Consider the following 23,444-nt stretch of genomic DNA (forward strand, 5'->3'; position numbering starts at 1 on the left):
TATCTTAAATTTTCCCAATTTCATTTGCTGCTTTATCCATACTTTTATCGTAAGCCTGAATAACCTTCTGATTCGCCTCAAACGATCTGTACGCTTCAGTCATTTCTGTATAGGCGCTTGTCACATCCACGTTTGAAAGCTCTGAGACGCCTTGTTTTAATGAATAGGACACCTGATTGTTTCCGGCTGCGCTTGGCAGATCATTACCGTCCGCCGTGCTGTACAAATCATTTCCGTCCCGTTTGAGATTGCGGACATCTTCCGCCATTCTGACATCAATCTGGCCGGCTGTGCGTCCGTTCGTTGTCACAGTACCGTTTTCAGACACAGTGAAATTCTCATTATCAACAGTGATTGGCTGGCGATCCGTCGATAAAATAGGGCGTCCGTTGATCGTCAGCTGATTGTTCTCATTTAGTGAAAATGTGCTGCTTTTTGAATAACGGATTCCATCCGCTGTTTGAACCGGATAAAAAAGAGCAGCTTTTTCATTGGTTTCCGCATTCATCGGAACTTGATTTTCGATCAATGCAATGTCTGTAGGCTGGTCTGTGGACTTCAGGCTTCCCTGTGTAAAGAGAGGCTTGAGCTCCTGCATATATACTCCGGTATTCACGGAACCTATTTCCGTCCTTGATGTCCCGGCCGGAGATTTTGATTCTATTCTGCTGAGCAGCATCTCAGGGAACGCGCGCATAGAGCCTTGATCAGCTTTATATCCTGATGTATTTGCGTTAGCAATATTATATGAAAGCATTTCCGTTCTTCGCTGCTGGGCAATCATTGCGGATGTTGCTGTATATAATCCTTTTAACAAATTTCCCACCTCTAAAAATGGCATTTTTTCCAGTTGTCATATAGGAACGTTCGTTCTATAATAAAAACTCAGTATTTTATCCTATTATCGTCATTTAACATCTTTTCGTGAAGGCTTTTTCATAAAAAAACCTCATTCTTTTTCAGAATGAGGTTTGTGAAATCAGCTTAGTTTGCGTTTAGGAAGCTTGTCCATATTATCAAGCATGACACCTGTGCCGATGGCTACGCAATCCATAGGATTTTCAGCAACGAGGACCGGTACCTTAAGCTCTTCGGCAAGCAGCTGGTCAAGGCCGTTTAAGAGTGCGCCTCCGCCGGTAATAATAACGCCGCGGTCAATAATATCAGCAGAAAGTTCAGGCGGTGTTCTTTCAAGCACTTGTTTCGCAGCCTGAACAATAACAGCGACAGATTCACGAAGGGCTTCTTCAACTTCTTTACTGTTGACTGTAATTGTTCTTGGAAGACCGGAAACCATGTCCCGTCCGCGAATGGAAATTTCCTCGTGACGTGCGTCTGGGAAAACAGTTGCGACTTTAATCTTAATATCCTCCGCAGTACGTTCGCCGATCAGCAGCTTGTACTCGCGTTTGATATAATTTAAGATTTCCATGTCAAACTTGTCCCCAGCCATTTTAATAGAAGAGGAGGTGACAATATCGCCCATTGAAATAACCGCGATATCCGTCGTCCCGCCTCCGATGTCTACAACCATGTTACCGCTTGGCTGGAATATTTCCATACCCGCGCCGATAGCGGCAACTTTAGGTTCTTCTTCAAGGTACACATGTTTCCCGCCGCTTTTTTCTGCAGCTTCTTTAATTGCTTTTTGCTCAACGGATGTAATATTCGTCGGGCAGCAAATGAGCATGCGCGGCTTTGAGAACAGGCCTTTTACATTCAGCTTGTTAATAAAATGTTTCAGCATTGCTTCTGTTACTTCAAAGTCAGCAATAACTCCGTCTTTCAGCGGGCGAATCGCAACAATATTCCCAGGTGTACGTCCAACCATTCGTCTTGCCTCTTCGCCAACCGCCAGCACTTTGCCGCTGTTTTTATCAAGTGCAACAACGGAAGGTTCATTCAGAACAATTCCTTTACCTTTAACATGGATCAGTACATTTGCAGTACCGAGGTCAATACCAATATCCCTTGCAAACATCTATTTATATCCTCCTTGAAAATCTGTTTCACAGTAAATATCCACATTGTGCCCTAATTATATATATTATCATAAAATATAGAAAAAAAGTTGGAAGCACAATAAGTTCTTTACAAATTTTTGCGGATGTTTTATGAACGATTTCAAGAAGGCAATGCCAGGTGATTACGATTGCTGAACAGGCTCTCCTTCGAGAATTTCATCTTTTTTATATTTGAGCTTTGTCGCTTCTCCTCCTCTTAAATGCCTGATGGATTTATGATAATCGAGTATTTCTTTCACTTCGTTTGCCAAGTCGGGGTTAATTTCAGGCAGACGCTCTGTTAAATCCTTGTGTACTGTACTTTTGGAAACACCAAATTCCTTCGCAATGACACGAACGGTTTTCTTTGTCTCCACGATGTACTTCCCTATCTTGATTGTTCGCTCTTTGATGTAATCGTGCACACCACTCGACCTCCCTAAAATGGATGTGAGAAGTGTGAAATGAGATCCGTATTCTGTAAAGAGTCGTTCATTATGCCGCTTCTTCGTTGTATGGTTTTAAAAGTAAGTTTGTGAAATATGCCCACGATCCCTCACCTCAAACACTCTCTTTGTTAGGTTTGTAACAGTGTATTAGCATTCTTTTGGGAATATGCTAAAAACTCAATAAGGACAAGGGGTGAAACGAACTTTTTCAGATTCAGCAAACTATTTCGCGTCACTAAATTTTCATCTTTACAACTATTGATCGCTCCTGTAAAATGAAATAAGCAATTAGTTACTTAGGTAAGTTTTTTAGAAGGAGACCGACATGTCCTACGTCAACAGACACCTCATTCATCAAATCAACCAAAGCGCCCGCCTGATTGCCAAGAAAGCCAATGAACAGCTAGAGCCATTCGGCCTTTATTCATCTCAATGGTCAGTTTTATATTGTTTGCGTACGATCGGACCAATGACTCAAAAAGAGATTTGGTCCTATTTAAATGTGGAAGCGCCGACTGTGACTCGGACGATCAAACGCCTGGAGGAGAACGGCTGGGTTCAGAGACGGCAAGGTGAAGACAAACGGGAAAAACTTGTTGTCCTCACAAAAGAAGCCGAGAAAAAATACGAAGAAATCAATGTGAAAATGCTGAAATTCGAGGAAGAGCTGCTTGCAGATTTCCGAGATGAAGATAAAGAAGCTTTTTCTCATTTATTCCGCATGTTTTTACAACAATGAAAATAAGGAAGTGACATACATTTGAAAAAAGCGGATGCGATATGGACCAAGGATTTTATTATGGTCCTGCTTGTCAATTTATTTGTGTTTGTGTTCTTTTATACATTTTTAACTGTATTGCCGATCTATACACTGCAAGAACTTGGCGGCACAGAATCACAAGGCGGGCTTTTAATCAGCCTGTTCCTTCTGTCTGCGATCATTACACGGCCTTTCTCCGGAGCCATCGTTGAGCGTTTCGGGAAGAAAAGAATGGCGATTGTATCAATGGCGCTCTTCGCCCTATCATCTTTTCTGTATATGCCGATTCATAACTTTTCCCTGCTGCTCGGATTGCGGTTCTTCCAAGGGATTTGGTTCAGCATTTTAACGACTGTTACAGGTGCAATTGCCGCTGATATTATTCCAGCCAAACGGCGCGGTGAAGGGCTTGGATACTTTGCCATGTCTATGAACCTCGCTATGGCGATCGGGCCTTTCCTTGGTCTGAATTTGATGAGAGTGGTAAGCTTTCCTGTATTCTTTACAGCCTTTGCGCTGTTTATGGTTGCGGGCTTACTTGTTTCGTTCTTGATAAAAGTGCCGCAAAGTAAGGACAGCGGCACGACTGTATTCCGTTTTGCGTTCTCGGATATGTTTGAAAAGGGCGCACTCAAAATTGCGACGGTCGGTTTGTTTATTTCTTTCTGTTATTCAACTGTCACATCATATCTGTCTGTATTCGCCAAATCAGTTGACCTTTCGGATATCAGCGGATATTTCTTTGTTTGCTTTGCGGTGACAATGATGATTGCACGCCCGTTCACAGGGAAATTGTTCGACAAAGTCGGACCGGGCATTGTCATTTACCCATCAATCCTGATTTTCTCTGTGGGACTCTGTATGCTGTCCTTTACACATAGCGGCTTAATGCTTCTGCTTTCAGGTGCGGTTATCGGTCTTGGCTACGGATCAATCGTTCCTTGCATGCAAACATTGGCGATTCAGAAATCTCCGGCTCACCGCTCCGGCTTTGCAACGGCAACGTTCTTTACCTTCTTTGACAGCGGAATTGCTGTAGGATCGTATGTATTCGGATTGTTTGTAGCATCTGCCGGCTTCTCTGCCATTTATTTAACAGCGGGGCTGTTCGTTTTAATTGCCCTGCTTCTCTACACGTGGAGCCAGAAAAAACCTGCAGAGGCTGAAGGAAAAGTGTCTATTGCAGAATAAATTTCAGGCTGCCGGGAAATCCCGGCAGTCTTTTTTACATATAAAAAACGGCGCCCCTCTCGGTTGAACGAGCGAACGCCGCTTATGGCATATTATTCAATGACTTTCCGCGCAGGTGAATCAGGATCTAACGAAAAATCATAGGACGCTTCATCACGAAACATCGGATCGGCATAAATGGATTGCTGATCGTTTTTTGTTGCTTTTCGATACGAAGAAAATGAATCATATTCTTTCTTTTTCCACATCCATATGCCGTCTTGATCCGCTTCCTTGTGGTACACGTTATGATTGACCGTATTTCCTTCATTTTCTGTAAAATCGTTTCCGATAAATAATCTGGAATCACCGGCCGTCAATATATTCTTTTCAATTGTGTTGTTTTTCGTATCGTACTGCAGCAGCAGCTGTCCGCCGTACAGTCCCTTTGTGTCATTCCGGTACATAATATTGCGGGCAATCAGAGAATTGCTGGTGCCGCCCCGCTTTTTGTCATATCCTCCGATTGAAATACCGGTGTAAGCATTGTTGTACACTTTGTTGTCTGTGATCTGAATGGCATTTGCATACTTTCCTTTGTGTTCAGACGTTGCTTCAATCCCAATATCGTTATCGTAAACTGTGTTGTTCTTAATTTCGATATCGTGTCCTCCATCGACATAAATCCCGCCCGCTGAGTATTCATCTCCATAAGCAGGATTGCCGTAAGTCGAGTTTTGATAAACTGTATTGTTTTCTACGACTCCGTTTCGCACATAATCGTTTTTATCCGCGGTTCCCTCATAACCAATAAGATCGATCCCGATGTTGTTATTGTTGCGGACCAGATTGCCTGCAACAGTGAACCCGTCGATATTACCGTTTAGCACAACTGCTTCACTCGCTCCAAGCGTCAGATTCTCAACTGTATTGTCCTCGATTTGGATGTCTTTCATGCTGCCAGTCCCATAAACTGCGATTCCGTGAGCATTTCCTTCATCCGCTGTTGTCTTAATACCCCGGATGTGATTATCCTTAATGGCGATATGACTGCTGGACCCTGATACATAAATCCCTATAGCAGTTGCTTCCTCAGATGAAACAGAAAGATCTTGAATTGTTAAACCGCTGATGGCAATGTCATGTTTATCGTGAATACGAATAAGAGGTGTTTCATATTCAGCGCCCGTAAGGGATTCACCGCTAATCACGACGTTTTCATTTTCATAGTTTCGGAATGTGATAGGCTTTCCGTCCGTACCGCTGTGCTTTACATCAAGGATTTCATGATACGTGCCCTCCCGAATCATGACAGTTGTGCCGGCAGCAGCCTTCTCAGATGCGTGTGCCAATGTACGAAACGGTTTTTCTTTTGTTCCTTCATTTTGATCACTGCCATTTGGAGAAACATATAAGCATTCTTCGCATCCTTCCTCATTTGCCTTTGTCTTATCAAAAACACAAGCGAGGATGCCCAACGTTACAATACCTGCCAAAAGGATAAAATACCATTTTCTCATTTTCGATTCCCATTTCGTTTTAGAATAGATTTCTAAAACCATTATAAATGCTCTATTTATGGAAAACCATTTCAAAAATATGAAAATATACCGGCAGATACCTTATTCAGCCTGGCGGACCTGCGCGTGTTCAACCGTTTCAATCGCCGACGATGCAGGCGGGTGAACACGCATCAGAACAATATAGAAAAGAAAGGAAATCAGCACACCTACAAACCAAGAAATATCGTATAAACTCTTCAATACAGGAACATACATGCCAATCAGCGAAATCAGCGCTCCTAACATTGTGGCTGCAAACGCACGGTAATTGTAGCCCTTCCAATACACATACCGTCCTGTTTCGGAATACAGGTCATCTACCGAGAGCTCACGTTTGCGAATGATAAAATAGTCGGCCATCATCACGCCTGCCACCGGTCCAAGCATGCCGCCTATTAAGCCAAGAAACGCATACACGCTTGTCGCGCTCTCCATCAGCTTCCATGGAACCGTAAATAAAGCGAGCAACGCTGTGATAAAGCTGCCACGTTTGAAATTGATATATTTCGGAAGGGCATTCGCTATATCATAAGCGGGCGATACGATGTTCGCCGCGACATTTACAGAGATCGTGGCGATGCAGAGCGTGATCACGGACAAGACGATGACATAAGGATTATCAAACCGCGCCAAAATATCGACAACATCCCAAATCGGCTCTCCGAACGCGACCTGCGAGCCGGAGGTCACCGTAATACTTGCGAAGGCGAACAGCGCAAATGTTCCCGGCAAACCGTAAAATTGCCCTTTGATTTGCTCTTTTTGTGTTTCAGCAAACCGTGTAAAATCAGGTATATTTAAGATCAATGTCGCCCAGATGCCGATGATGCCAGTAACTCCGGCAGCAAACGGCCAGAATGTTTCTGAAAACGTATGAAACTTTCCTGGTTGAGAGTATATCGGGCCCAATCCTCCGGCAATATCAACGGCCCACCATACCATGCCGCCAAATACCAGATACACTAAAGGCCCTGCCCACACCTCAAAACGTTTAATCGACTCCATGCCGTGATGCAATACGAGTAAATGAATGGCCCAAAAGAATACAAAGGAAAGCAAACCAGATAAGTGAATGCCGAGAATGTTCCACTCGCCGCCAATTTCTCCCCAGCCCGGCCACATATTCAAAAGCAAAATGTTCAATGCCGTGCTACCCGCAAAGGTCTGGATGCCAAGCCACATGATAGCTGTAAACGCCCTTAGAAGCGCGGGGATATTCGCACCGTATATCCCGTAAGAAGCCCGAATGATCACTGGAAACGGCAGCCCGTATTTTGTCCCCGCATGGCCGTTTAAGGCTAGAGCGCCAAATAGGATAAGCGATGCCGTAATAATGATCGCCAGCACCTGCCAAGGCGAAAGGCCGATCGCAATTAATCCTCCCACCGTCGCGTAGGTCGGTATGTTATGTATACATCCCATCCAAATGGAGGCAAAGTTCATTGCTTTCCACGTCCGTTTTTCCTGTCCCAAAGGCACCAGATCTTCATTGCTCAGCCTGTTGGATTGCTGCTGACTCTCTTTTAATTTCATAGCCGGCTCCCCTTTCCATATTGTCTATATGTCGTCACACGTTATGTTTTTTGACATTAGATGTCACTTAATATAACTGAAGAGTCAGACAATAACACTGGCTATGATATACAATTTTCCCATTTGTATTTGAACAGCTTAAACAAGAAAAAGAGACAGACCTCAGAGTCTGTCTCTTTCTCAAGTTGCAGCTTTCATTAATGCAGCAAATCTAACAGCCATTAACAGGCTTGCTCCGCCCGCTATGATCATAATGATTCCCATCATATCAAAATGGGCTGCCGTGATTTCTTTACCAAAAAGAACGCCAAGGATCACCGAAGACAAAATCGATCCTAGGTAACGGCAGGTTTGAAACAGGCCTGAAGTCGTTCCTACCATGTTGGAAGGACTCGTTTTCAGCATCGCTGCCTGAAGCGCGACATTGCCCAGTCCGTAGCCTATACCCAAGAGCGACAGAATGAGCCCTTTACCGATGGTCTGGACATTGATAAAAAAGATGGTTAAGAGCACGGCTCCAGCCGTCATCAAAAGCGCTCCCGCAAAGATCGGCTTGACGACACCAGATCGGTCGATCCATTTGCCGGTTAGAGGTGACACAACGATGCTCATTCCAGACATAAACAACATAAACAGGCCGCTCGTTTGAACAGAAAGATGCATTTCATCCTGAAAGTAACTTGGCAGACCAAAAAATAAACAATAGAAGAAAACATTCAATAAAATAAACTGAACATACACGGCTGACAGGTTTCGCTGTGTTTTAAACAGACGGACATCAATAAACGGCTTATCCGTTTTCAGCTCGCGCCAGACAAACGCACAGAGCAGAAGCAAGCCAAGCACACCTTCAACCGCATGCGGCGACGTGCTGAACGACAGCAAAAAGGATAGAAGGAAAATGATTCCCCCGGCAAATAAAACAATTCCAAGAATGTCGAGCTGCCGAATAATGGTTTTGATTCCTGCCCCTTTTTTCTGATCTTTCGGGAACATATACAGGCCCAATAAGAAGCTGAAGATAATAAACGGCAAATTAACGATAAAGATCGCCGGCCAGCCTCCCCATACAATCAAAAACCCGCCGACTGTCGGCCCTAGCGCCGTCATGGCGGACGCAAAAATAGAGAGTACAGCCAAGGCTGAAGCTTGGCGCTCATGAATATGATTCCGAATCAAGCCAACACCTGACGGATAAATCGCACTGCTCCCCACCGATTGAAACAGCCGCATGACCAATAATGTCATAAACGTCGGCGCAAACGGCGCCCCGATGGCAGAAACCGCAACAAGAATAAGCCCGAATAAAAACAAGCGTTTCCGCCCAATCAAATCACCGAGCTTTCCCGTAACCGGCTGTGCCACGGCACTCGCCAAGTAAAACGAGGAAATCAGCCAGGAAACCGTTGTAAACGAGAGGTGAAACTCATGCTGGATGCTATGGAGCGCAAGAGAGATCATAGACGAGTTCAGCGGATTCAGCATTGTTCCCGAAGCCACCGCTGTTAAAAAAATAGCCCGGCTTTTTTTCGATAACATCATTTCACTTGTTCCAGAAATTCTTCCGTTGTCCGCGATTTACCGATTCTCGGGAAAATAAAGCGCAGTGTGGCTTCATGCTCTTCATCGCTAAATGTGGACATGGCATCTGTAATAAAAATCTGCTGATAGCCAAGCTGAAATGCCTCCCGTGCTGTGCTTTCCACCCCGATATTCGTTGCGATGCCGCACAATACAATCGTATCAATGCCGCGGCGTCTCAGCTGCAAGTCTAAATCTGTGCCAAAAAAAGCACCCCATTGCCGTTTTGTCACAGTATAATCGCCATCCTTCACACCGATTTCCGGAACAAATTCGGCCCAGTCCGCCGGCATTTCCCCTGAACCTCCCTGCGCAGGCTCATCCGTTTGCGGCTTCAGGGCGTCCGCTCCATCATGAAAGGCTACATTTACAAAGCTGATGAACCCGTTATGTTTCCGAAATTCATCTACGAGCTTTTTCGCGTTCGGGACAACCTGGCCGCTTTGATCAATCGGCACAATTCCCTTTTGTAAATCAATGATAATCAATGCTGTTTTTTGAAAATCAATGTTGAGTGTATTCATCATACGTCTCCTCCTGATACTGTTAGTGTTTCTCACATTGCATATTTTACTCTTCACACTGCCTAGGTTCTTTTATGATGCTTGTGAAATTCTCAGAAGGAGCGTTTTCTCATGATTTTTCTTTTATGTAGTAGTAACAGGTTGTGCATACGAACAAACCGGCCAGCACTGTAATCATAAGGGGCGTCATCGCTTCATCACCTGCCTGCTGTCTATCGGTTCCTGCCTGAAAATGCCTATGAATTTGCGGCGGTCCATCCAAAGCAGGATGAGACACATAACCATTAATATCGTGCTAAGATCCTGCACGCCAATATCAAAACAATAGTTAATCAAGACGATGTTCACAATAATGGGCATAAAAATAACCGCCCCTAATGCAGCTGTTCGCGGAATCAGTAATAAAACAGCTGCCAGGATTTCACCAAAACCTATAAACAGTTCATAGACATGAGAATAACCGAAAAATGTCCACGCGATCGTAAACCCCTTCCCGGCAGCCGCCTCGATTTCAGGCGTCACCTCGCCAAACTGGCCAATCACCACTTTCGCCAGACCGTACACGAAAAAATTAAAGGCTAAAAACAATCGGAACGTCGCAGGAATCGACTTGCGTACCGCTTTCCTCAGCCTGCCGCCTTTATTCATCTTACATCCCCCTCAGTGTATCATTTGATATAGTACACTTAATACAGTATAGAGTATTCTAATTAATGTCAATTCCCTTTTCCGCTCATATGAATAGCTTCTTTTATAGATATAAAGTCTTATATCGTAAAAAATGCCGTTCTCCTTTCTTTCTATCCCCCGATAACACTCCTTAAAAACCATGTTAGGAAATCTTACATGAAAATGTTTTATCATTCTTTTTTCTCTATAATGAAGAAATATAATAATTGCTTTTTATTCTGAAAGATACGGAGGAATGAGACATGCAAATGGGCGATACAGTTTTTATGTTCTTTTGCGCTTTACTCGTGTGGCTGATGACCCCGGGATTAGCGTTATTTTATGGAGGAATGGTAAAGAGCAAAAATGTGCTGAGCACTGCCATGCACAGTTTCTCTTCCATTGCCATCGTTTCCATCGTTTGGGTGCTGTTCGGATATACACTTGCCTTCGCACCAGGCAATTCAATCATCGGCGGACTGGAGTGGGCCGGCCTCAAAGGGGTCGGATTTGATCCGGGAGATTACAGCGATACCATCCCCCACTCGTTATTTATGATGTTCCAAATGACGTTTGCCGTTCTGACTACAGCGATTATTTCCGGGGCTTTCGCAGAGCGGATGCGATTCGGCGCTTTTCTTTTATTCTCGGTTTTATGGGCCTCTTTGGTTTACACACCCGTAGCGCACTGGGTATGGGGCGGCGGCTGGATCGGCCAGCTTGGAGCGCTCGATTTCGCTGGCGGCAATGTTGTTCATATTTCCTCCGGTGTGGCAGGACTTGTTCTTGCTATTGTGCTTGGCAAACGGAAAGACGGCACAGCGTCTTCTCCGCATAACCTCATTTACACCTTCTTAGGAGGAGCTTTGATTTGGTTCGGCTGGTTCGGTTTTAACGTCGGCAGCGCTTTGACTTTAGATGGTGTAGCCATGTACGCCTTCATCAACACAAACACCGCGGCGGCAGCCGGGATCGCCGGATGGATCTTAGTAGAATGGATCATTAACAAAAAACCGACAATGCTCGGAGCGGTATCTGGAGCAATCGCCGGGCTTGTCGCAATTACGCCTGCTGCCGGATTTGTCACACCGTTCGCTTCCATTATTATTGGCATCATCGGCGGGGCAGTTTGTTTCTGGGGAGTATTCTCGCTTAAAAAGAAATTCGGATACGACGACGCGCTTGACGCCTTTGGCCTGCACGGGATCGGAGGCACATGGGGCGGAATCGCAACAGGATTATTCGCAACAACCTCTGTTAACTCAGCGGGCGCAGATGGGTTATTTTACGGTGATGCAAGCTTAATCTGGAAACAAATCGTCGCCATCGCCGCCACTTATGTTTTTGTATTTATTGTCACTTTCGTTATTATTAAAATTGTAAGCCTCTTCCTTCCCCTTCGCGCAACTGAAGAAGAAGAGTCACTTGGGCTTGACTTAACGATGCACGGGGAAAAAGCATATCAAGATTCTATGTGAGGAGTGACGCTATGAGCGGTCAAATGTTCAAGGTAGAAATTGTAACGCGTCCGGCAAATTTTGAAAAGCTGAAGCAGGAACTCGGAAAAATCGGAGTGACCTCTCTGACTTTCTCCAATGTACACGGCTGCGGCCTTCAAAAAGCACATACGGAGCTCTATCGAGGGGTAAAAATAGAAAGCAATGTATACGAGCGTTTAAAAATAGAAATTGTGGTCAGCAAGGTTCCTGTTGATCAAGTGACTGAGACCGCTAAAAGGGTGCTGAAAACGGGATCACCGGGTGACGGTAAAATATTTGTCTATGAAATCAGCAATACGATCAACATCCGCACAGGCGAAGAAGGACCTGAAGCACTTTAATATCGGTACGAGATTCGGACACTCCGGATCTCTTTTTTTGTGCACAGAATCCCCCCAGAAACCGCGATTCCTCTTCGAATTCTCTTCAAGCGCCGTTATTTCAGACAATCTCTATTTTTATTTGAAACTTTTCATGAGTAAGATTAGTCTATTAAATATAAAAATGTAAAAGGTGATTATTTGAACTACGAAATTTTTAAAGCAATCCATGGACTATCTCATCACAATTCGATTCTCGATTCCATTATGGTCTTCATCACGGAATATGCCATTGTCGCCTATGCCCTTATCCTATTGGCAATCTGGCTGTTCGGGAACACACAAAGCAGAAAACATGTGCTATACGCAGGCATCACAGGAATTGCAGGCCTTGTGATCAACTATTTGATTACGCTTGTTTATTTCGAACCGCGCCCGTTCGTTGCGCATACAGTGCATACACTGATTCCGCATGCTGCGGATGCTTCATTTCCAAGTGACCATACGACAGGTGCATTAGCGATTTCTATTGCGATGCTTTTCAGAAACCGCAAAATCGGCTGGCCGCTTGTCATTTTTGGGCTTTTGACAGGCTTTTCGAGAATTTGGGTGGGACATCACTATCCGGTAGATGTATTGGGCAGCCTCGTTGTCGCCATCATTATCGGGTTCCTTTTCTTTAGATTTTCAGATCTGCTTCGCCCGTTCGTCGATTTGGTCGTGAGGATCTATGAAGCCATTATCAATAAACTGACGAAAAAACCAACCGATCAAAATTTCTAAGAAAGACAAAAGCCGGCGTCTTTAACCAAGACAGCCGGCTTTAATATTTCTCATACATCTCTTGTTTTCTTCGCTTCGCCAACACATATAAACCATAAAACAACCCAATTCCAACAGCATCGATGAGCACATCCCGGATACAACCATTCCTGCTGAAGAAGAGCTGAAGAACTTCTGTGAAAAAAGCAAACGCAAATGAGCCGGCTGCAGCTGATCTTATGCTGCCCCGCTGTTTCCACAGCAAATATGTCAGCACAAAGAAGGAAAACGCGTGTCCGATTTTTTGAATAAACGCTTCAGGTACAGTAAGCTCAGTAAAATCCATAACTAAAAATTGAGACAGATCAGGGTGCGGCTGAAAATGAAAAGCCACCGTTTGCGATACGACCATGCCGCTGAAGCTTTCCGTACAGACAGAAAGCAGGATAAAAAAGATCCAGCCTGCGAGCAATAGGCGGTTCATGACATAACCTCCTTTATAGCGTACGTGTTTACATGTAACTACATAGACGGTAAAACAAAGCAAAAAGCAACAGAAAAAAACGCCCATCACAAGGATAGACGTTTTCTTCATTAAGACTGTTCAGTGTCTTCTGTTGTGCTGCTTTCTTTGGAACCAGATTTGTCAGTTGAATCATCCTTTTTCTCACCGGATTTTTCTTCTGTTCCTTTTTCAGTTGATCCGTCCTTTTTCTCGGAAGATTGCTGAATGGATTCTTCTGTTTCTTGGGTGGCAGCTTTTTCTTCAGCAGCTGCTGCTTTTTCAATAGAAGAAACTGGTTTGTCCATAAAGTTTAACGGATTCATTGCGACCCCATCTTTACGGATTTCAAAGTGCACGTGGTTTCCGCTGTCTTCACTGTAAAGGTTCTTGCCAGATTTTCCGATCACTTGATTTTGTTTTACTTTGTCACCTTGCTCAACGCTTACTTCGGAAAGAGATTGATACACAGTCGATAAACCGTCGGCATGTTCTACTTCCACAACATATCCCAGCACTGGATCTTTTTCAGCTTTAACAACCGTACCGCTCAGAGAAGCAGAGACATCGAAATCTTTTCCGTCTTTCTCAGCTAAGTCAATTCCTTTGCTTAGGCTGTACGTGTTATTATAGGTAACGAGTGCTGCTTCTTTCTCTTCTTTTGCGGCATCGGTTTCATAGAACTTTTTCACAACAGAAACGTTTTCAGAATCAACAACCGGCATTGCGACATTTTCCATTGACTTTCCTACTTCAACTGCATCGTCGTTGTTGTCATATGCGGCGTTTCCGCCGTTATCAGCCAACTGATCCTTTACCTCATCATTTGATACTGATTGATACCAAAGGACAGCTGTTAAAATGACGGCCGCACTGACTAAGTAAATTGCAGGGAACACCCAGCGTTTACGAAAAAACTGCTGAAGTTTTTTGACTTGAGAAGTTTTCTTTTCTTCCTCTCTCATTGTTTCATCACCTCAGCAACATTCTGAACACTTTTCTGAAAATATATACACCTATCCAAAAAACTTTTTTAGATGTAGTTTGCGCAGACTGTTACGAAAATATGTCATTTTTTTTTGAGAGGAGTGCCAAAAACGTATGAACATGACATTGCGCCTTGCTGAAAATAAAGATCTGGAGGCTGTTGTTGCGATTTATAATTCAACGATTGCCTCTCGAATGGTAACAGCCGATACCGAACCGGTAACTCCTGAAGACCGGATAGAATGGTTTTTAGGACATACAGAGGCACGTCCGCTCTATGTGGCCGAGGACGAAAATGGAAACGTCGCTGCCTGGATCAGCTTTGAAACATTTTATGGAAGGCCAGCCTATAATAAAACAGCGGAGGTCAGCATATACATTGACGAAGCATGCCGCGGCAAAGGTGTTGGATCATATTTGCTTCAAGAAGCGCTCCGCATTGCCCCGAATCTTGGCATCCGCTCACTTATGGCCTTCATTTTCGGGCATAATAAACCAAGCCTGAAGCTGTTTGAAAAGCACGGGTTTGCAGAATGGGGACTATTCCCCGGCATCGCCGAAATGGACGGGAAAAGATACGATTTAAAAATTTTAGGGAGAGAGCTTTCATGATTAGTCTGGATAAAGATGAAAACGAAATTGAAAATCATAATGAAGAAAATAGCCTCGTTGAAGAGGAGACTGCACCTGTTGAGGAGACCCGCCAGCTGAGTGCCTCTGCTGTCAAGTCGCTATCCGACATTGCCAAGTGGGGCAAAATTTCTGGCATCTTGTTAATCATTATGGGATCGCTTGTCACTCTGTCTGTTTTGATGACAGTGATTGGCGCCATCCCGGGCGTACTGCTCATTATATCAGGCGTATTTTTGATGCGCTCAGCAAAAGCAGCCGCGGAAGCCGAAGGAAATCTAGCCGGCAGCGCTGGCGAAAGCATGCTTGAAAATTACGGGACATTTATAAAAATGCAGCTGTTTTATGCAGCATCTAGTATCGTTACTGTCCTGATCGGGATCATTGTAGCCATTTTCGTGCTGGTGGTAATCGGCATTGCTGCTTTTGAGAACACGCCTTCGTATGATGATCCGGATTCTTATTATTATGAGGATGATCCGGTGTTTGAATAATGATGAAACAGGACAGGGCATGAGTTCGGGATCAAACGGAACCATGCCTTTTTTATTTGTCTATTTTCCGTAAAATTATCAGTCAAAACAGGCTGGCATAAACACCAAGTCTTGAAGCAAGCATACAATAGACATCTCTAGTAGAGGAAATCAACAAAGCAACGCTGTTACCCAGAAATGAATATCAAAAAAACGGATGAAGTCGGAATCAATCCGAAACCGCACTTTTTATTTCGGGTGTCTGCATGCAAAAAAACACACCCGGATCGTCTGGAAAATCTCAACAATCCGGGTGCAGATCTTCTTTAATACATTTTTTTGCGTCTGTCTTCCTCAGTCAAAAATTCAACAAAACTCCGCATCGCAAAAGGCTCTTCCTTTATTTGTCGTGCGTAGGAGCTTTTCCGCTCTTCTGAAAGGATTTCGCTCTTTTTGATCCTGTTCAGCATATAGATGTGAACCGTTTTTTGGATTTGTTTATGCTGATAGCCTGCCTCTTTAAAAAATGCGAGCCCGAACGCCGCCAAAAGGGCGAATATGCCTGCACTGATCAGGGACTCCCTGTCAGCTGAAGCATGAAATAGAAAAGCAGCTAAATTAAAGAGAGAGAATGCAGCAAGCGGAATAGCAAGAAAACGGTAAATGACGGTTTTTTTCATGAAAGGCTGTACGGCCTTTTGAATTTTTTGCATTTCTGTTTTGATGAACCCCGGCATTTGTTCGATTCTGTAAAAGTTCATATAATCCTCCCCCTTTATTTGATGTTTCAAGCTTCACGAACGTTATCATATGTGTTTATTTTAACGCAGGTGCAAGCTGGTTTTAAAGAAATCTGCCCGTATTTTTCACGAAGAATCTGGATCGCCGCTCTTTATTCTTTTAAAATGTGAGTGTTATAATTTGTAATGGGAATCAGATCACTGTTATTCATGGAATACTAATGGCAATCTTCTTGATAAATATGAATGAGCGGGGTTACAAAGTGAGTATTTCTTCCATCCTTTTATCACTTTTTTTCATTTTAAATATTCTTTTGGCCATCATTGTCATCTTCAAAGAACGGCGCGATGCCAGTGCATCTTGGGCGTGGCTGCTTGTTCTTTTCTTTATTCCCGTTTTAGGCTTTATTTTATACTTATTATTCGGCCATAATCTCAGACGCAAGCATTTGTTTCAATGGGAAGACCGGAAAAAGATTGGAATTGAAAGGCTGCTGAAGCATCAGCTTGAAGATTTAGAAACCAAGCAATTCCAGTTTAACAACCGGGCAACCTTTGATAACAAAGATTTAATTTATATGCTGATTATGAATAACCATGCTGTGTTTACAGAGGATAATTCAGTTGACGTCATTACAGATGGACGGGATAAATTTCAGCGGCTGCTGAGTGACATTTCAAAGGCTAAGGATCATATCCATTTACAGTATTATATTTATAAAGGCGATGAATTAGGCAAAAAATTGCGCGACGCTCTCATCCAAAAGGCGAAAGAAGGTGTTCAGGTCAGAGTGCTTTATGATGAACTCGGGTCCAGAACGCTGAGAAAAAAGTTTTTTAAAGAGCTTCGCGAGGCTGGCGGGCATGTGGAGGTCTTTTTCCCGTCAAAGCTCAGGCCGATTAACCTGCGGCTGAATTACCGGAACCACCGAAAGCTTGTGATCATAGACGGTATGACCGGTTATGTCGGAGGTTTTAACGTCGGAGATGAGTATCTAGGGCTTAATCCGAAATTCGGTTATTGGCGGGATACGCATATCCGGCTGCAAGGAACGGCCGTGCACGCCATCCAAACACGGTTCATCCTTGACTGGAACCAAGCTTCTCATCACCATACGCTGACATATATTCCAAATCACTTTCCTGATTACGGCCCAAAAGGCAACGTCGGGATGCAGATTGTCACAAGCGGCCCTGATTCGGAATGGGAACAAATTAAAAATGGCTACATCAAAATGATTTCAAACGCCAAGCGTTCCATTTTGATACAAACACCTTATTTTATCCCAGATGCAAGCCTGCTGGATGCTTTAAGGATCGCTTGCCTTTCGGGCATTGACGTTAACATTATGATTCCGAACAAGCCCGATCATGCCTTTGTATACTGGGCGACACTTTCGTATATCGGCGATCTGCTGAAAGCCGGAGCCACTGTCTATATTTACGATAACGGCTTTATTCACGCGAAAACCATCGTGGTGGATGACGAAATCGCTTCAGTCGGTACAGCGAACATTGATGTCCGAAGCTTCAGGCTGAATTTTGAGGTTAATGCATTTATTTACGATATCACCATTGCTAAAAAACTGGTTTCAACTTTTAAAGAAGATTTGCTAGTATCCAGAAAATTCACCTATGAGGAGTATCTGCAGCGCCCGTTGTGGATTCGAATAAAAGAATCCGTCTCGCGGCTGTTGTCGCCGATCTTATAAGATGCGCCAAAAACCCCCAGCCTTTACGGCCGGGGGTTTTCCTGATGGTCACAGTAAATGATGATTGCCTCCCGCAAAAAAGCGGCAAGACCTTCTCCATATTGATTGATTGAATCGGTAAATCGCTCGTCAGTGATATACACTTCCCCGAGTCCTCTGAAAATGTCGAGTGTGCAATCGTAATGATATTGGCAAATATGATCGCGAAATGCCCCCACTGCGGCCTGAACCTCTGCATCATCGGGCCCATGCTTCATTCGCGCCGCAATTCGTCTGTAAATCGAATCAAATTCAGCCATGATCGTGCGCCAATCATCTGCCGAGTATGCAGATGTCCTTTTCTCTGTTTCTTCTGCGATTTCCTTTCCATACAGCTTTCTGACTTCATCAGCGTATGTCTGCTGGTGCTCTTCAATGTCTTTCATGCTTAATCCGGCAAATAAATCCCTCTTATTCATCGTTTCCCCTCCATCAACGGACAAAAGCGTCCTGTCAATTGTTTGAATCATCTCATCCATTCTTTGTTTTTTCTTCATCAATATCTCCTTTTGCGACTGAAGTGCCGCTTTCCGGTCAAAATTCGGATGATCCAGCATCTCCTTAATTTCATCCAAACGAAACCCGATTTCCTTGAAAAATAAAATCTGCTGCAGTCTTTCCAGGTCTGCGTCACTGTACAAACGATACCCAGCATCAGTAAGCGCTGAAGGATTCAGAAGCTCAATATTGTCATAGTGATGAAGCGTCCGAATGCTGACGCCTGATATCTCCGCCACTTGTTTAACTTGATATTTCATACATAACACCTCCTCTTTTTTATCGTAAACAATCACGCAACGTTAGGGTCAATCCCCAAAATGTTATTTTCTATATACAAAACTTCTCACAAATAGTGTATAAAAGAAAAGTGAGTATTTTTTTGTAAAGGGGAGCCAGTATACATGAATCCTGAAACAATGAACAAAACCCTCATCAGCATTTCGAAATGGGGAAAAGCTACAGGCATTTTATTTATTATTATGGGCGCAATTACCGCGCTTTCAGGCGCGTTCTTTTTTCTAATCGGTGCCGTGCCAGGCGTACTGCAAATTATTTCCGGTATCTTTTTGATGAGGTCAGCTAGGGAAGCAGGCCAAATGGCTGAACACAATAGCGGACAGTCTGAAGACTTAATGCTGGAGAATTACGCGAAATTCGTAAAGATGCAAGGGATTTATTTGATTGTAAGCATTGCTGTATCCATTCTTGCGATTATCGCCTTCTTCATCTTTTTAATGCTTGGGATTGCTGATGGCCTTTTCAGCGATACGTACAGCACTTATTAATGAGAAAAACCCGGAGCTGGCTCCGGGTTTTTTATTATTCCGCTTCGCTTACCACTGTGAAGCGTTCATTTTTGTGTTCAGGATGTTCAAGCTCATCCAACACGGCAATGGCATAATCTGCATAGCTGATATAGCTGTCGCCTTTTGCATTTACGATGACATTGTCTTTTCCTTTTTGGTAAGAGCCAGTCCGTTTTCCTGCTGGATCAAAAAATGCCGCAGGACTGAGGAACGTCCAGGAAATGGAGTCTGTCTGCTGCAAATCTTTCAGATTCTCGCCTTGATTTGATGCAGTTGGCAAATATTCTTTCGGAAATTCCGGCGTATCCATTAAACGGGTTGTTTTGGCTTCATCAACAAACAGGCTTCCCGCTCCGCCAACAACAAGCAATCTTGTGTGCTTCGCGTCCTTTAAGATGCTGATGAGTGCTCTTCCTGCTTCAACATGAAGATGTTCTTGGCCGGGTGCTGCTCCAAAAGCGTTTACGACTGCGTCGAAAGGCTTGATGTCTTCCGCAGTCAGTTCAAACACATCTTTTTCCAAAACCGCTACGTCCTGCTCCTGCACTTTTGAAGCGTTTCTGACGATGGCTGTCACTTCATGGCCTCTTGTTTTCGCTTCTTTCAAAATCTCGTTTCCCGCTTTCCCGCTTGCGCCTATAATACCAATTTTCATTTTTCATTTCCTCCTCATTTGTAACAATTTTAGTTACATGTTAACGGTGAGAAGTCATCCCTTTTGATTAAAAGAGATGATTCATAACATCTTTTAATGACTTGCTCGCCAGTTCATTTTCCATCGCTCTTTGCACACTTTCAAACGTTTCATCCAGAGCGTTCTGAATTTTTTTCCCTACCGGACATTTCGGATTCGGGTTTTCATGAACCGCAAAGAGTTCTTCTTGCTTTTGGACAGCCCGATACACTTCTAAAAGAGAAATATCAGCAGGATCTTTTTTGAGGCTTGCACCCGGCACCCCGGCGCGTGATGTGAGAATATCAGCTTTTTTCAGCAGGCTGATCATTCTTCGCACAACTACCGGATTTGTGTTGACACTGTCAGCAATGATTTCTGAAGATGTTTTTTCATCCATCGAGATGAGGGATAAAATATGAATGGCAACAGCAAGACGGCTGTTAATCATGTTTTTTCACCACCGTTGTAACTATAATAGTTACATTTGATTCGTTTGTCAACATCTAATATACACTAAATACACGGGTTTTGTGCACCGTTTTTAGTCAATAGATCGGCCGGATGCACTCCGGCCGCGTCTTATCAGAATAAGAAATATCTTTGTCCAAGGGGGACATAATCGACAGGCTGGCAAGACAACTCCTCCCCGTCAGCAAAGACCTGATAGGTTTTTGGATCAATCTCAATCTTCGGCAAAGCCGAGTTCAGCTTCATATCCAGCTTGCTCAGCTTTCTGATATTTTTGACTGGAGAAATCCTTTTTTCCAGCCCTAAGCTTTCCGCTACACCACGCTCTATGCTTGCCTGAGACATAAATGTAATCGATGTTGAGCGGTTGGCTTTTCCGTAAGACGCATACATTTGGCGCATGAAAACCGGTTCAGGAGTCGGGATGGACGCGTTCGGATCTCCCATTTGTGCACGTGCAATCATGCCGCCCTTTAAGACCAGTTCCGGTTTTACGCCGAAAAATACCGGGTCCCACAGAACGAGATCAGCAAGCTTCCCTTTTTCCACCGAGCCGACTTCATGGCTGAGCCCGTGCGTAATTGCCGGATTAATCGTGTATTTGGCAATGTACCGTTTTGCGCGCACATTGTCATTCCCGTTTTCGCCGGCAAGAGCGCCGCGCTGTTTTTTCATTTTATCGGCTACCTGCCATGTTCGGATGATCACTTCACCGACCCGCCCCATCGCTTGGGAATCCGATGATGTCATGCTGATCGCACCGATATCATGGAGAATATCCTCCGCGGCAATCGTCGCCGCCCTGATTCTGGAATGGCTGAACGCCACATCTTCAGGCACTTTCGCATCTAAATGGTGGCAGACCATCATCATGTCAAGATGCTCATCCATCGTATTAACGGTATAAGGAATGGTTGGCGTTGTAGATGACGGCAGAATGTTCGCGTAAGAGGCGAGCTTCATAATATCCGGGGCATGGCCGCCGCCTGCCCCTTCTATGTGATAAGTATGAATGACCCGGTCCCCGATCGCGTCGAGCGTGTTTTCCAAAAAGCCCGCTTCGTTAATCGTATCGGTATGGATGGCAACTTGAATATCAGCCTCGTCCACAACTTCCATACACGTTTTAATGGCGCTTGGCGTCGTGCCCCAGTCTTCATGAAGCTTAAGGCCGATGGCGCCCGCTTCCACCTGCTCGATCAGCGGCGCTTTATCGGATGCATTCCCTTTTCCTAAGAAGCCGACATTGATCGGAAACTCCTCGGCCGCTTCCAGCATCCTCGCCATATACCACGCCCCGGACGTACATGTTGTCGCTTTGCTTCCTGTAGCAGGTCCTGTTCCGCCTCCCAAAAGGGTCGTCACACCTGAAGAAAGCGCAACTTCCATCTGCTGAGGACAAATAAAATGAATGTGCGTGTCCACTCCCCCGGCTGTTAAAATTTTGCCTTCACCGGAAATTACCTCTGTCCCCGCTCCGATGACCATGTGCGGATCGACTCCATCCATGATATCAGGATTTCCGCTTTTTCCGACACCGACAATCCGGCCGTCTTTCACACCGACATCCGCTTTGACAATGCCTGTGTAATCCAATAGCACGACGTTGGTGATAACCAAATCCAAAGCGCCGTCCTTCCCTGTGATTCTGCCGTTTTGGCCCATGCCGTCGCGGATTGTTTTTCCGCCGCCAAAGATCATTTCTTCACCATATACTGTGAAATCCTTTTCGACTTCGATCCATAAATCCGTGTCGCCCAATCTGATTTTATCGCCCGTTGTCGGGCCAAACAGTTCCGCATATTCCTCCCGTGACATTTTCATCGGATTACACCCTCCATCCAGCCGGCTTGTTTTAAGTTGGCCAACGTTTTTTCTTTGCCGCGTTCATCGATAAACGTGTCGGCCATTCCGTTCAGCCCTCTAATTGTCTTGCGCCCTCTGATTTCCACTAGTGAGACCGTTTTCTGCTCACCCGGCTCAAAACGGACCGACGTGCCTGATGGAACATCAAGACGCATGCCGATCGCCAGCTCACGGTCAAATAATAAAGCCCCGTTGGCCTCCGCAAAATGAAAATGCGAGCCGACTTGAATGGAGCGTGATCCGGTGTTTTTTACCGTTACCTCCCGTATCTCACGGCCTTCATTAATCGTAATGGTTCCCTCAGCAATTTGAAATGCTCCCGGCTTCATGACTTCACCTCCGCAGAAATTGGCTGATGTACCGTAACAAGCTTTACTCCATCCGGAAATGTGGCCTCCACCTGAATGCTGTCCAGCATCTCAGGCACACCCTCCATCACATCTTTTTCCGTTAATACATGGCGACCGGCTTCCATCAGCTCTGCTACTCCCTTCCCATCACGTGCGCCTTCCATAATAAAGCAGGTGATATAAGCAGCAGCCTCAGGATAGTTCAGCAGAACGCCCCGCGCCTTTCGCTGTTTGGCTAATTCCCCCGCTGCAAAAATGAGCAATTTTTCTTGTTCAACCGGTGTCAGTTTCATCTGTAATCCTCCTTCTTTTGTCATATAAAGCGGATGCGGTTACTACGAATTTGTGGAGCATGCAGGCGGGACATCACCTCCCTTTCTTCGAGAATGGGGGTCATACGGTAGGGTGCCTTTCAAAGCGGCATGCCGATTCTTCATCAGCCTTGCCATGGTCAACAACCGTTCCCCTGTCGATTACAGAAAGATAGTCAGCACAGATTAACGCGTTTTCCAGACTGTGCTCGACTAAGATAACAAATGTCTTTTTTTCTGGAAATTTCTATAATAACTTGTCTGACTAGTTCGACAATTGAAATCTGAATTCCTTCCAATGGTTAATCAAGTAAAATATTTTTCGGATTTACCATCAGCGCTCTGGCGATTGCAAGCTGCTGCTGTTGACCGCCTTTTCGTTTTGAACAAACGTTTGATTAAAACAAATAGCCCCCCTGTTTAGCCGGAAGCAGGCCTATGAAGTGGATTGGCCGACTCCATTTCGGCCTAATACAGCGACAATCTGCCCCGGGTGAACCTCCATGCTGAGGCTGTGCTAAACCATCGATTGATCATAACCAGACGTTACA

30 protein-coding genes are annotated in these 23,444 nt (G+C 44.6%); 10 read left to right on the forward strand and 20 right to left on the reverse strand.

Going from position 1 to position 23,444, the window contains the following annotated elements; all coding sequences use genetic code 11:
- Positions 1-4: 4 nt before the first annotated feature.
- The 4 genes from flhO to MHH79_RS18760 form a co-directional block, all read right to left on the reverse strand.
- Positions 5-817: a flagellar hook-basal body complex protein FlhO gene (gene flhO / locus MHH79_RS18745; RefSeq protein ID WP_340034810.1), complete on the reverse strand. Its 813-nt coding sequence runs from the start codon at positions 815-817 to the stop codon at positions 5-7.
- Between the two features lie 162 nt (positions 818-979).
- Complete coding sequence (gene mbl / locus MHH79_RS18750; protein ID WP_003227776.1) at positions 980-1,981, reverse strand: cell shape-determining protein Mbl; 1,002 nt, start codon at positions 1,979-1,981, stop codon at positions 980-982.
- A gap of 165 nt (positions 1,982-2,146) precedes the next feature.
- Entirely contained in the window at positions 2,147-2,428 is a 282-nt protein-coding gene (gene spoIIID, locus MHH79_RS18755; protein WP_003221804.1) for a sporulation transcriptional regulator SpoIIID, read from the reverse strand.
- 14 nt (positions 2,429-2,442) lie between these two features.
- On the reverse strand, positions 2,443-2,553 hold the full coding sequence (locus tag MHH79_RS18760) for a protein usd (protein ID WP_010886628.1): 111 nt from the start codon (positions 2,551-2,553) through the stop codon (positions 2,443-2,445).
- A gap of 224 nt (positions 2,554-2,777) precedes the next feature.
- On the opposite strand from MHH79_RS18760, the gene MHH79_RS18765 reads away from it, so the two are divergent.
- Together MHH79_RS18765 and MHH79_RS18770 are read left to right on the forward strand one after the other, a co-directional pair.
- Entirely contained in the window at positions 2,778-3,191 is a 414-nt protein-coding gene (locus MHH79_RS18765; protein ID WP_003227771.1) for a MarR family transcriptional regulator, read from the forward strand.
- 21 nt (positions 3,192-3,212) lie between these two features.
- Entirely contained in the window at positions 3,213-4,403 is a 1,191-nt protein-coding gene (locus MHH79_RS18770; RefSeq protein WP_003227769.1) for an MFS transporter, read from the forward strand.
- A gap of 92 nt (positions 4,404-4,495) precedes the next feature.
- On the opposite strand, the gene MHH79_RS18775 is transcribed toward MHH79_RS18770, so the two are convergent.
- From MHH79_RS18775 to MHH79_RS18795, 5 genes are all read right to left on the reverse strand, one after another.
- Positions 4,496-5,902, reverse strand: coding sequence for a right-handed parallel beta-helix repeat-containing protein (locus MHH79_RS18775; protein WP_340035175.1), 1,407 nt, complete (start codon positions 5,900-5,902; stop codon positions 4,496-4,498).
- A 102-nt stretch (positions 5,903-6,004) separates the two neighbouring features.
- Positions 6,005-7,477: an allantoin permease gene (gene pucI / locus MHH79_RS18780; RefSeq protein ID WP_015384867.1), complete on the reverse strand. Its 1,473-nt coding sequence runs from the start codon at positions 7,475-7,477 to the stop codon at positions 6,005-6,007.
- A 180-nt stretch (positions 7,478-7,657) separates the two neighbouring features.
- Positions 7,658-9,016: an MFS transporter gene (locus MHH79_RS18785; protein ID WP_251247781.1), complete on the reverse strand. Its 1,359-nt coding sequence runs from the start codon at positions 9,014-9,016 to the stop codon at positions 7,658-7,660.
- A complete protein-coding gene (locus MHH79_RS18790; RefSeq protein ID WP_015384869.1) occupies positions 9,016-9,585 on the reverse strand; it encodes an isochorismatase family protein in 570 nt (189 codons plus the stop codon). Before MHH79_RS18790 ends, MHH79_RS18785 begins: the two co-directional genes overlap by 1 nt.
- A 183-nt stretch (positions 9,586-9,768) precedes the next feature.
- A complete protein-coding gene (locus MHH79_RS18795) occupies positions 9,769-10,230 on the reverse strand; it encodes a hypothetical protein (protein ID WP_046160942.1) in 462 nt (153 codons plus the stop codon).
- A gap of 284 nt (positions 10,231-10,514) precedes the next feature.
- Between MHH79_RS18795 and amtB the strand changes: the two genes are divergently transcribed.
- From amtB to bcrC, 3 genes are all read left to right on the forward strand, one after another.
- Positions 10,515-11,729 carry an ammonium transporter AmtB gene (gene amtB, locus MHH79_RS18800; protein ID WP_003227757.1) on the forward strand — a complete coding sequence of 405 codons (1,215 nt, stop codon included), beginning with the start codon at positions 10,515-10,517 and terminating at the stop codon, positions 11,727-11,729.
- Between the two features lie 11 nt (positions 11,730-11,740).
- Positions 11,741-12,091, forward strand: a complete 351-nt coding sequence (locus MHH79_RS18805) for a P-II family nitrogen regulator (RefSeq protein ID WP_003221829.1) — start codon at positions 11,741-11,743, stop codon at positions 12,089-12,091.
- 180 nt (positions 12,092-12,271) lie between these two features.
- Entirely contained in the window at positions 12,272-12,853 is a 582-nt protein-coding gene (gene bcrC, locus MHH79_RS18810; RefSeq protein WP_251217763.1) for an undecaprenyl-diphosphate phosphatase BcrC, read from the forward strand.
- A gap of 40 nt (positions 12,854-12,893) precedes the next feature.
- Here the strand turns inward: bcrC and MHH79_RS18815 are convergent, their stop codons facing one another.
- Both MHH79_RS18815 and spoIIQ read right to left on the reverse strand, forming a co-directional pair.
- The gene (locus MHH79_RS18815) at positions 12,894-13,316 is read right to left on the reverse strand and encodes a VanZ family protein (protein ID WP_003227753.1); all 423 of its coding nucleotides are present in this window, start codon (positions 13,314-13,316) and stop codon (positions 12,894-12,896) included.
- A gap of 110 nt (positions 13,317-13,426) precedes the next feature.
- On the reverse strand, positions 13,427-14,299 hold the full coding sequence (gene spoIIQ, locus MHH79_RS18820) for a stage II sporulation protein spoIIQ (protein WP_047183325.1): 873 nt from the start codon (positions 14,297-14,299) through the stop codon (positions 13,427-13,429).
- A 142-nt stretch (positions 14,300-14,441) separates the two neighbouring features.
- Here spoIIQ and MHH79_RS18825 point away from each other — a divergent pair, with 142 nt between their 5' ends.
- The 3 genes from MHH79_RS18825 to MHH79_RS18835 all read left to right on the forward strand — a co-directional run bounded on the left by MHH79_RS18825 (position 14,442) and on the right by MHH79_RS18835 (position 15,754).
- Positions 14,442-14,933: an N-acetyltransferase family protein gene (locus tag MHH79_RS18825; RefSeq protein ID WP_340035176.1), complete on the forward strand. Its 492-nt coding sequence runs from the start codon at positions 14,442-14,444 to the stop codon at positions 14,931-14,933.
- Entirely contained in the window at positions 14,930-15,445 is a 516-nt protein-coding gene (locus tag MHH79_RS18830; RefSeq protein ID WP_015384876.1) for a DUF5362 family protein, read from the forward strand. The genes MHH79_RS18825 and MHH79_RS18830 overlap by 4 nt, the downstream gene beginning before the upstream one ends.
- Positions 15,446-15,622: 177 nt before the next feature.
- Positions 15,623-15,754, forward strand: a complete 132-nt coding sequence (locus MHH79_RS18835) for a hypothetical protein (RefSeq protein ID WP_003227748.1) — start codon at positions 15,623-15,625, stop codon at positions 15,752-15,754.
- Here MHH79_RS18835 and MHH79_RS18840 read toward each other — a convergent pair.
- On the reverse strand, positions 15,751-16,185 hold the full coding sequence (locus MHH79_RS18840; protein ID WP_340034811.1) for a YwnF family protein: 435 nt from the start codon (positions 16,183-16,185) through the stop codon (positions 15,751-15,753). The two genes, MHH79_RS18835 and MHH79_RS18840, sit on opposite strands and share 4 nt — an antisense overlap.
- A 242-nt stretch (positions 16,186-16,427) precedes the next feature.
- Here MHH79_RS18840 and cls point away from each other — a divergent pair, with 242 nt between their 5' ends.
- Positions 16,428-17,876, forward strand: coding sequence for a cardiolipin synthase (cls, locus tag MHH79_RS18845; protein WP_003243311.1), 1,449 nt, complete (start codon positions 16,428-16,430; stop codon positions 17,874-17,876).
- A gap of 23 nt (positions 17,877-17,899) precedes the next feature.
- Here cls and mta read toward each other — a convergent pair whose 3' ends face one another.
- Positions 17,900-18,673, reverse strand: coding sequence for a transcriptional activator Mta (mta, locus tag MHH79_RS18850; RefSeq protein WP_015483809.1), 774 nt, complete (start codon positions 18,671-18,673; stop codon positions 17,900-17,902).
- A 144-nt stretch (positions 18,674-18,817) separates the two neighbouring features.
- Here mta and MHH79_RS18855 point away from each other — a divergent pair, with 144 nt between their 5' ends.
- The gene (locus MHH79_RS18855) at positions 18,818-19,201 is read left to right on the forward strand and encodes a DUF5362 family protein (protein WP_003227738.1); all 384 of its coding nucleotides are present in this window, start codon (positions 18,818-18,820) and stop codon (positions 19,199-19,201) included.
- A 34-nt stretch (positions 19,202-19,235) separates the two neighbouring features.
- Here the strand turns inward: MHH79_RS18855 and MHH79_RS18860 are convergent, their stop codons facing one another.
- From MHH79_RS18860 to MHH79_RS18890, 7 genes are all read right to left on the reverse strand, one after another.
- Positions 19,236-19,877 carry an NAD(P)-dependent oxidoreductase gene (locus MHH79_RS18860; protein WP_015714860.1) on the reverse strand — a complete coding sequence of 214 codons (642 nt, stop codon included), beginning with the start codon at positions 19,875-19,877 and terminating at the stop codon, positions 19,236-19,238.
- 67 nt (positions 19,878-19,944) lie between these two features.
- Positions 19,945-20,346 (reverse strand): Rrf2 family transcriptional regulator, encoded by a 402-nt coding sequence (locus MHH79_RS18865; RefSeq protein WP_003227734.1) that lies wholly within the window; start codon positions 20,344-20,346, stop codon positions 19,945-19,947.
- Between the two features lie 134 nt (positions 20,347-20,480).
- Positions 20,481-22,190 (reverse strand): urease subunit alpha, encoded by a 1,710-nt coding sequence (gene ureC, locus MHH79_RS18870; protein ID WP_003243090.1) that lies wholly within the window; start codon positions 22,188-22,190, stop codon positions 20,481-20,483.
- Positions 22,187-22,561 carry an urease subunit beta gene (ureB, locus tag MHH79_RS18875; RefSeq protein ID WP_003227726.1) on the reverse strand — a complete coding sequence of 125 codons (375 nt, stop codon included), beginning with the start codon at positions 22,559-22,561 and terminating at the stop codon, positions 22,187-22,189. Before ureB ends, ureC begins: the two co-directional genes overlap by 4 nt.
- Entirely contained in the window at positions 22,558-22,875 is a 318-nt protein-coding gene (gene ureA, locus MHH79_RS18880; RefSeq protein WP_003227724.1) for an urease subunit gamma, read from the reverse strand. Before ureA ends, ureB begins: the two co-directional genes overlap by 4 nt.
- Before the next feature lie 194 nt (positions 22,876-23,069).
- Positions 23,070-23,192 carry a hypothetical protein gene (locus MHH79_RS18885; protein WP_250540415.1) on the reverse strand — a complete coding sequence of 41 codons (123 nt, stop codon included), beginning with the start codon at positions 23,190-23,192 and terminating at the stop codon, positions 23,070-23,072.
- Positions 23,193-23,329: 137 nt separating this feature from the next.
- On the reverse strand, positions 23,330-23,398 hold the full coding sequence (locus MHH79_RS18890) for a hypothetical protein (RefSeq protein WP_144486809.1): 69 nt from the start codon (positions 23,396-23,398) through the stop codon (positions 23,330-23,332).
- Between the last annotated feature and the right edge of the window lie 46 nt (positions 23,399-23,444).

It is taken from the genome of Bacillus sp. FSL K6-0993 (genome assembly GCF_037977205.1).
Classification (GTDB): Bacteria; Bacillota; Bacilli; order Bacillales; family Bacillaceae; genus Bacillus; species Bacillus subtilis.

Excerpts from the sequence above, each read along its gene's own strand:
- ureB (WP_003227726.1), bottom strand. The coding sequence starts at position 22,561 with ATGAAGCCGGGAGCATTTCAAATTGCTGAGGGAACCATTACGATTAAT.
- MHH79_RS18765 (WP_003227771.1), top strand. The coding sequence starts at position 2,778 with ATGTCCTACGTCAACAGACACCTCATTCATCAAATCAACCAAAGCGCC.
- MHH79_RS18830 (WP_015384876.1), top strand. The coding sequence starts at position 14,930 with ATGATTAGTCTGGATAAAGATGAAAACGAAATTGAAAATCATAATGAA.
- MHH79_RS18825 (WP_340035176.1), top strand. The coding sequence starts at position 14,442 with ATGACATTGCGCCTTGCTGAAAATAAAGATCTGGAGGCTGTTGTTGCG.
- MHH79_RS18865 (WP_003227734.1), bottom strand. The coding sequence starts at position 20,346 with ATGATTAACAGCCGTCTTGCTGTTGCCATTCATATTTTATCCCTCATC.
- ureC (WP_003243090.1), bottom strand. The coding sequence starts at position 22,190 with ATGAAAATGTCACGGGAGGAATATGCGGAACTGTTTGGCCCGACAACG.
- MHH79_RS18790 (WP_015384869.1), bottom strand. The coding sequence starts at position 9,585 with ATGATGAATACACTCAACATTGATTTTCAAAAAACAGCATTGATTATC.
- MHH79_RS18815 (WP_003227753.1), bottom strand. The coding sequence starts at position 13,316 with ATGAACCGCCTATTGCTCGCAGGCTGGATCTTTTTTATCCTGCTTTCT.
- MHH79_RS18795 (WP_046160942.1), bottom strand. The coding sequence starts at position 10,230 with ATGAATAAAGGCGGCAGGCTGAGGAAAGCGGTACGCAAGTCGATTCCT.
- MHH79_RS18840 (WP_340034811.1), bottom strand. The coding sequence starts at position 16,185 with ATGAACTTTTACAGAATCGAACAAATGCCGGGGTTCATCAAAACAGAA.
- MHH79_RS18805 (WP_003221829.1), top strand. The coding sequence starts at position 11,741 with ATGAGCGGTCAAATGTTCAAGGTAGAAATTGTAACGCGTCCGGCAAAT.
- mbl (WP_003227776.1), bottom strand. The coding sequence starts at position 1,981 with ATGTTTGCAAGGGATATTGGTATTGACCTCGGTACTGCAAATGTACTG.
- mta (WP_015483809.1), bottom strand. The coding sequence starts at position 18,673 with ATGAAATATCAAGTTAAACAAGTGGCGGAGATATCAGGCGTCAGCATT.
- MHH79_RS18855 (WP_003227738.1), top strand. The coding sequence starts at position 18,818 with ATGAATCCTGAAACAATGAACAAAACCCTCATCAGCATTTCGAAATGG.
- MHH79_RS18785 (WP_251247781.1), bottom strand. The coding sequence starts at position 9,016 with ATGTTATCGAAAAAAAGCCGGGCTATTTTTTTAACAGCGGTGGCTTCG.
- ureA (WP_003227724.1), bottom strand. The coding sequence starts at position 22,875 with ATGAAACTGACACCGGTTGAACAAGAAAAATTGCTCATTTTTGCAGCG.
- MHH79_RS18835 (WP_003227748.1), top strand. The coding sequence starts at position 15,623 with ATGAATATCAAAAAAACGGATGAAGTCGGAATCAATCCGAAACCGCAC.
- MHH79_RS18775 (WP_340035175.1), bottom strand. The coding sequence starts at position 5,902 with ATGAGAAAATGGTATTTTATCCTTTTGGCAGGTATTGTAACGTTGGGC.
- MHH79_RS18860 (WP_015714860.1), bottom strand. The coding sequence starts at position 19,877 with ATGAAAATTGGTATTATAGGCGCAAGCGGGAAAGCGGGAAACGAGATT.
- amtB (WP_003227757.1), top strand. The coding sequence starts at position 10,515 with ATGCAAATGGGCGATACAGTTTTTATGTTCTTTTGCGCTTTACTCGTG.
- pucI (WP_015384867.1), bottom strand. The coding sequence starts at position 7,477 with ATGAAATTAAAAGAGAGTCAGCAGCAATCCAACAGGCTGAGCAATGAA.
- spoIIQ (WP_047183325.1), bottom strand. The coding sequence starts at position 14,299 with ATGAGAGAGGAAGAAAAGAAAACTTCTCAAGTCAAAAAACTTCAGCAG.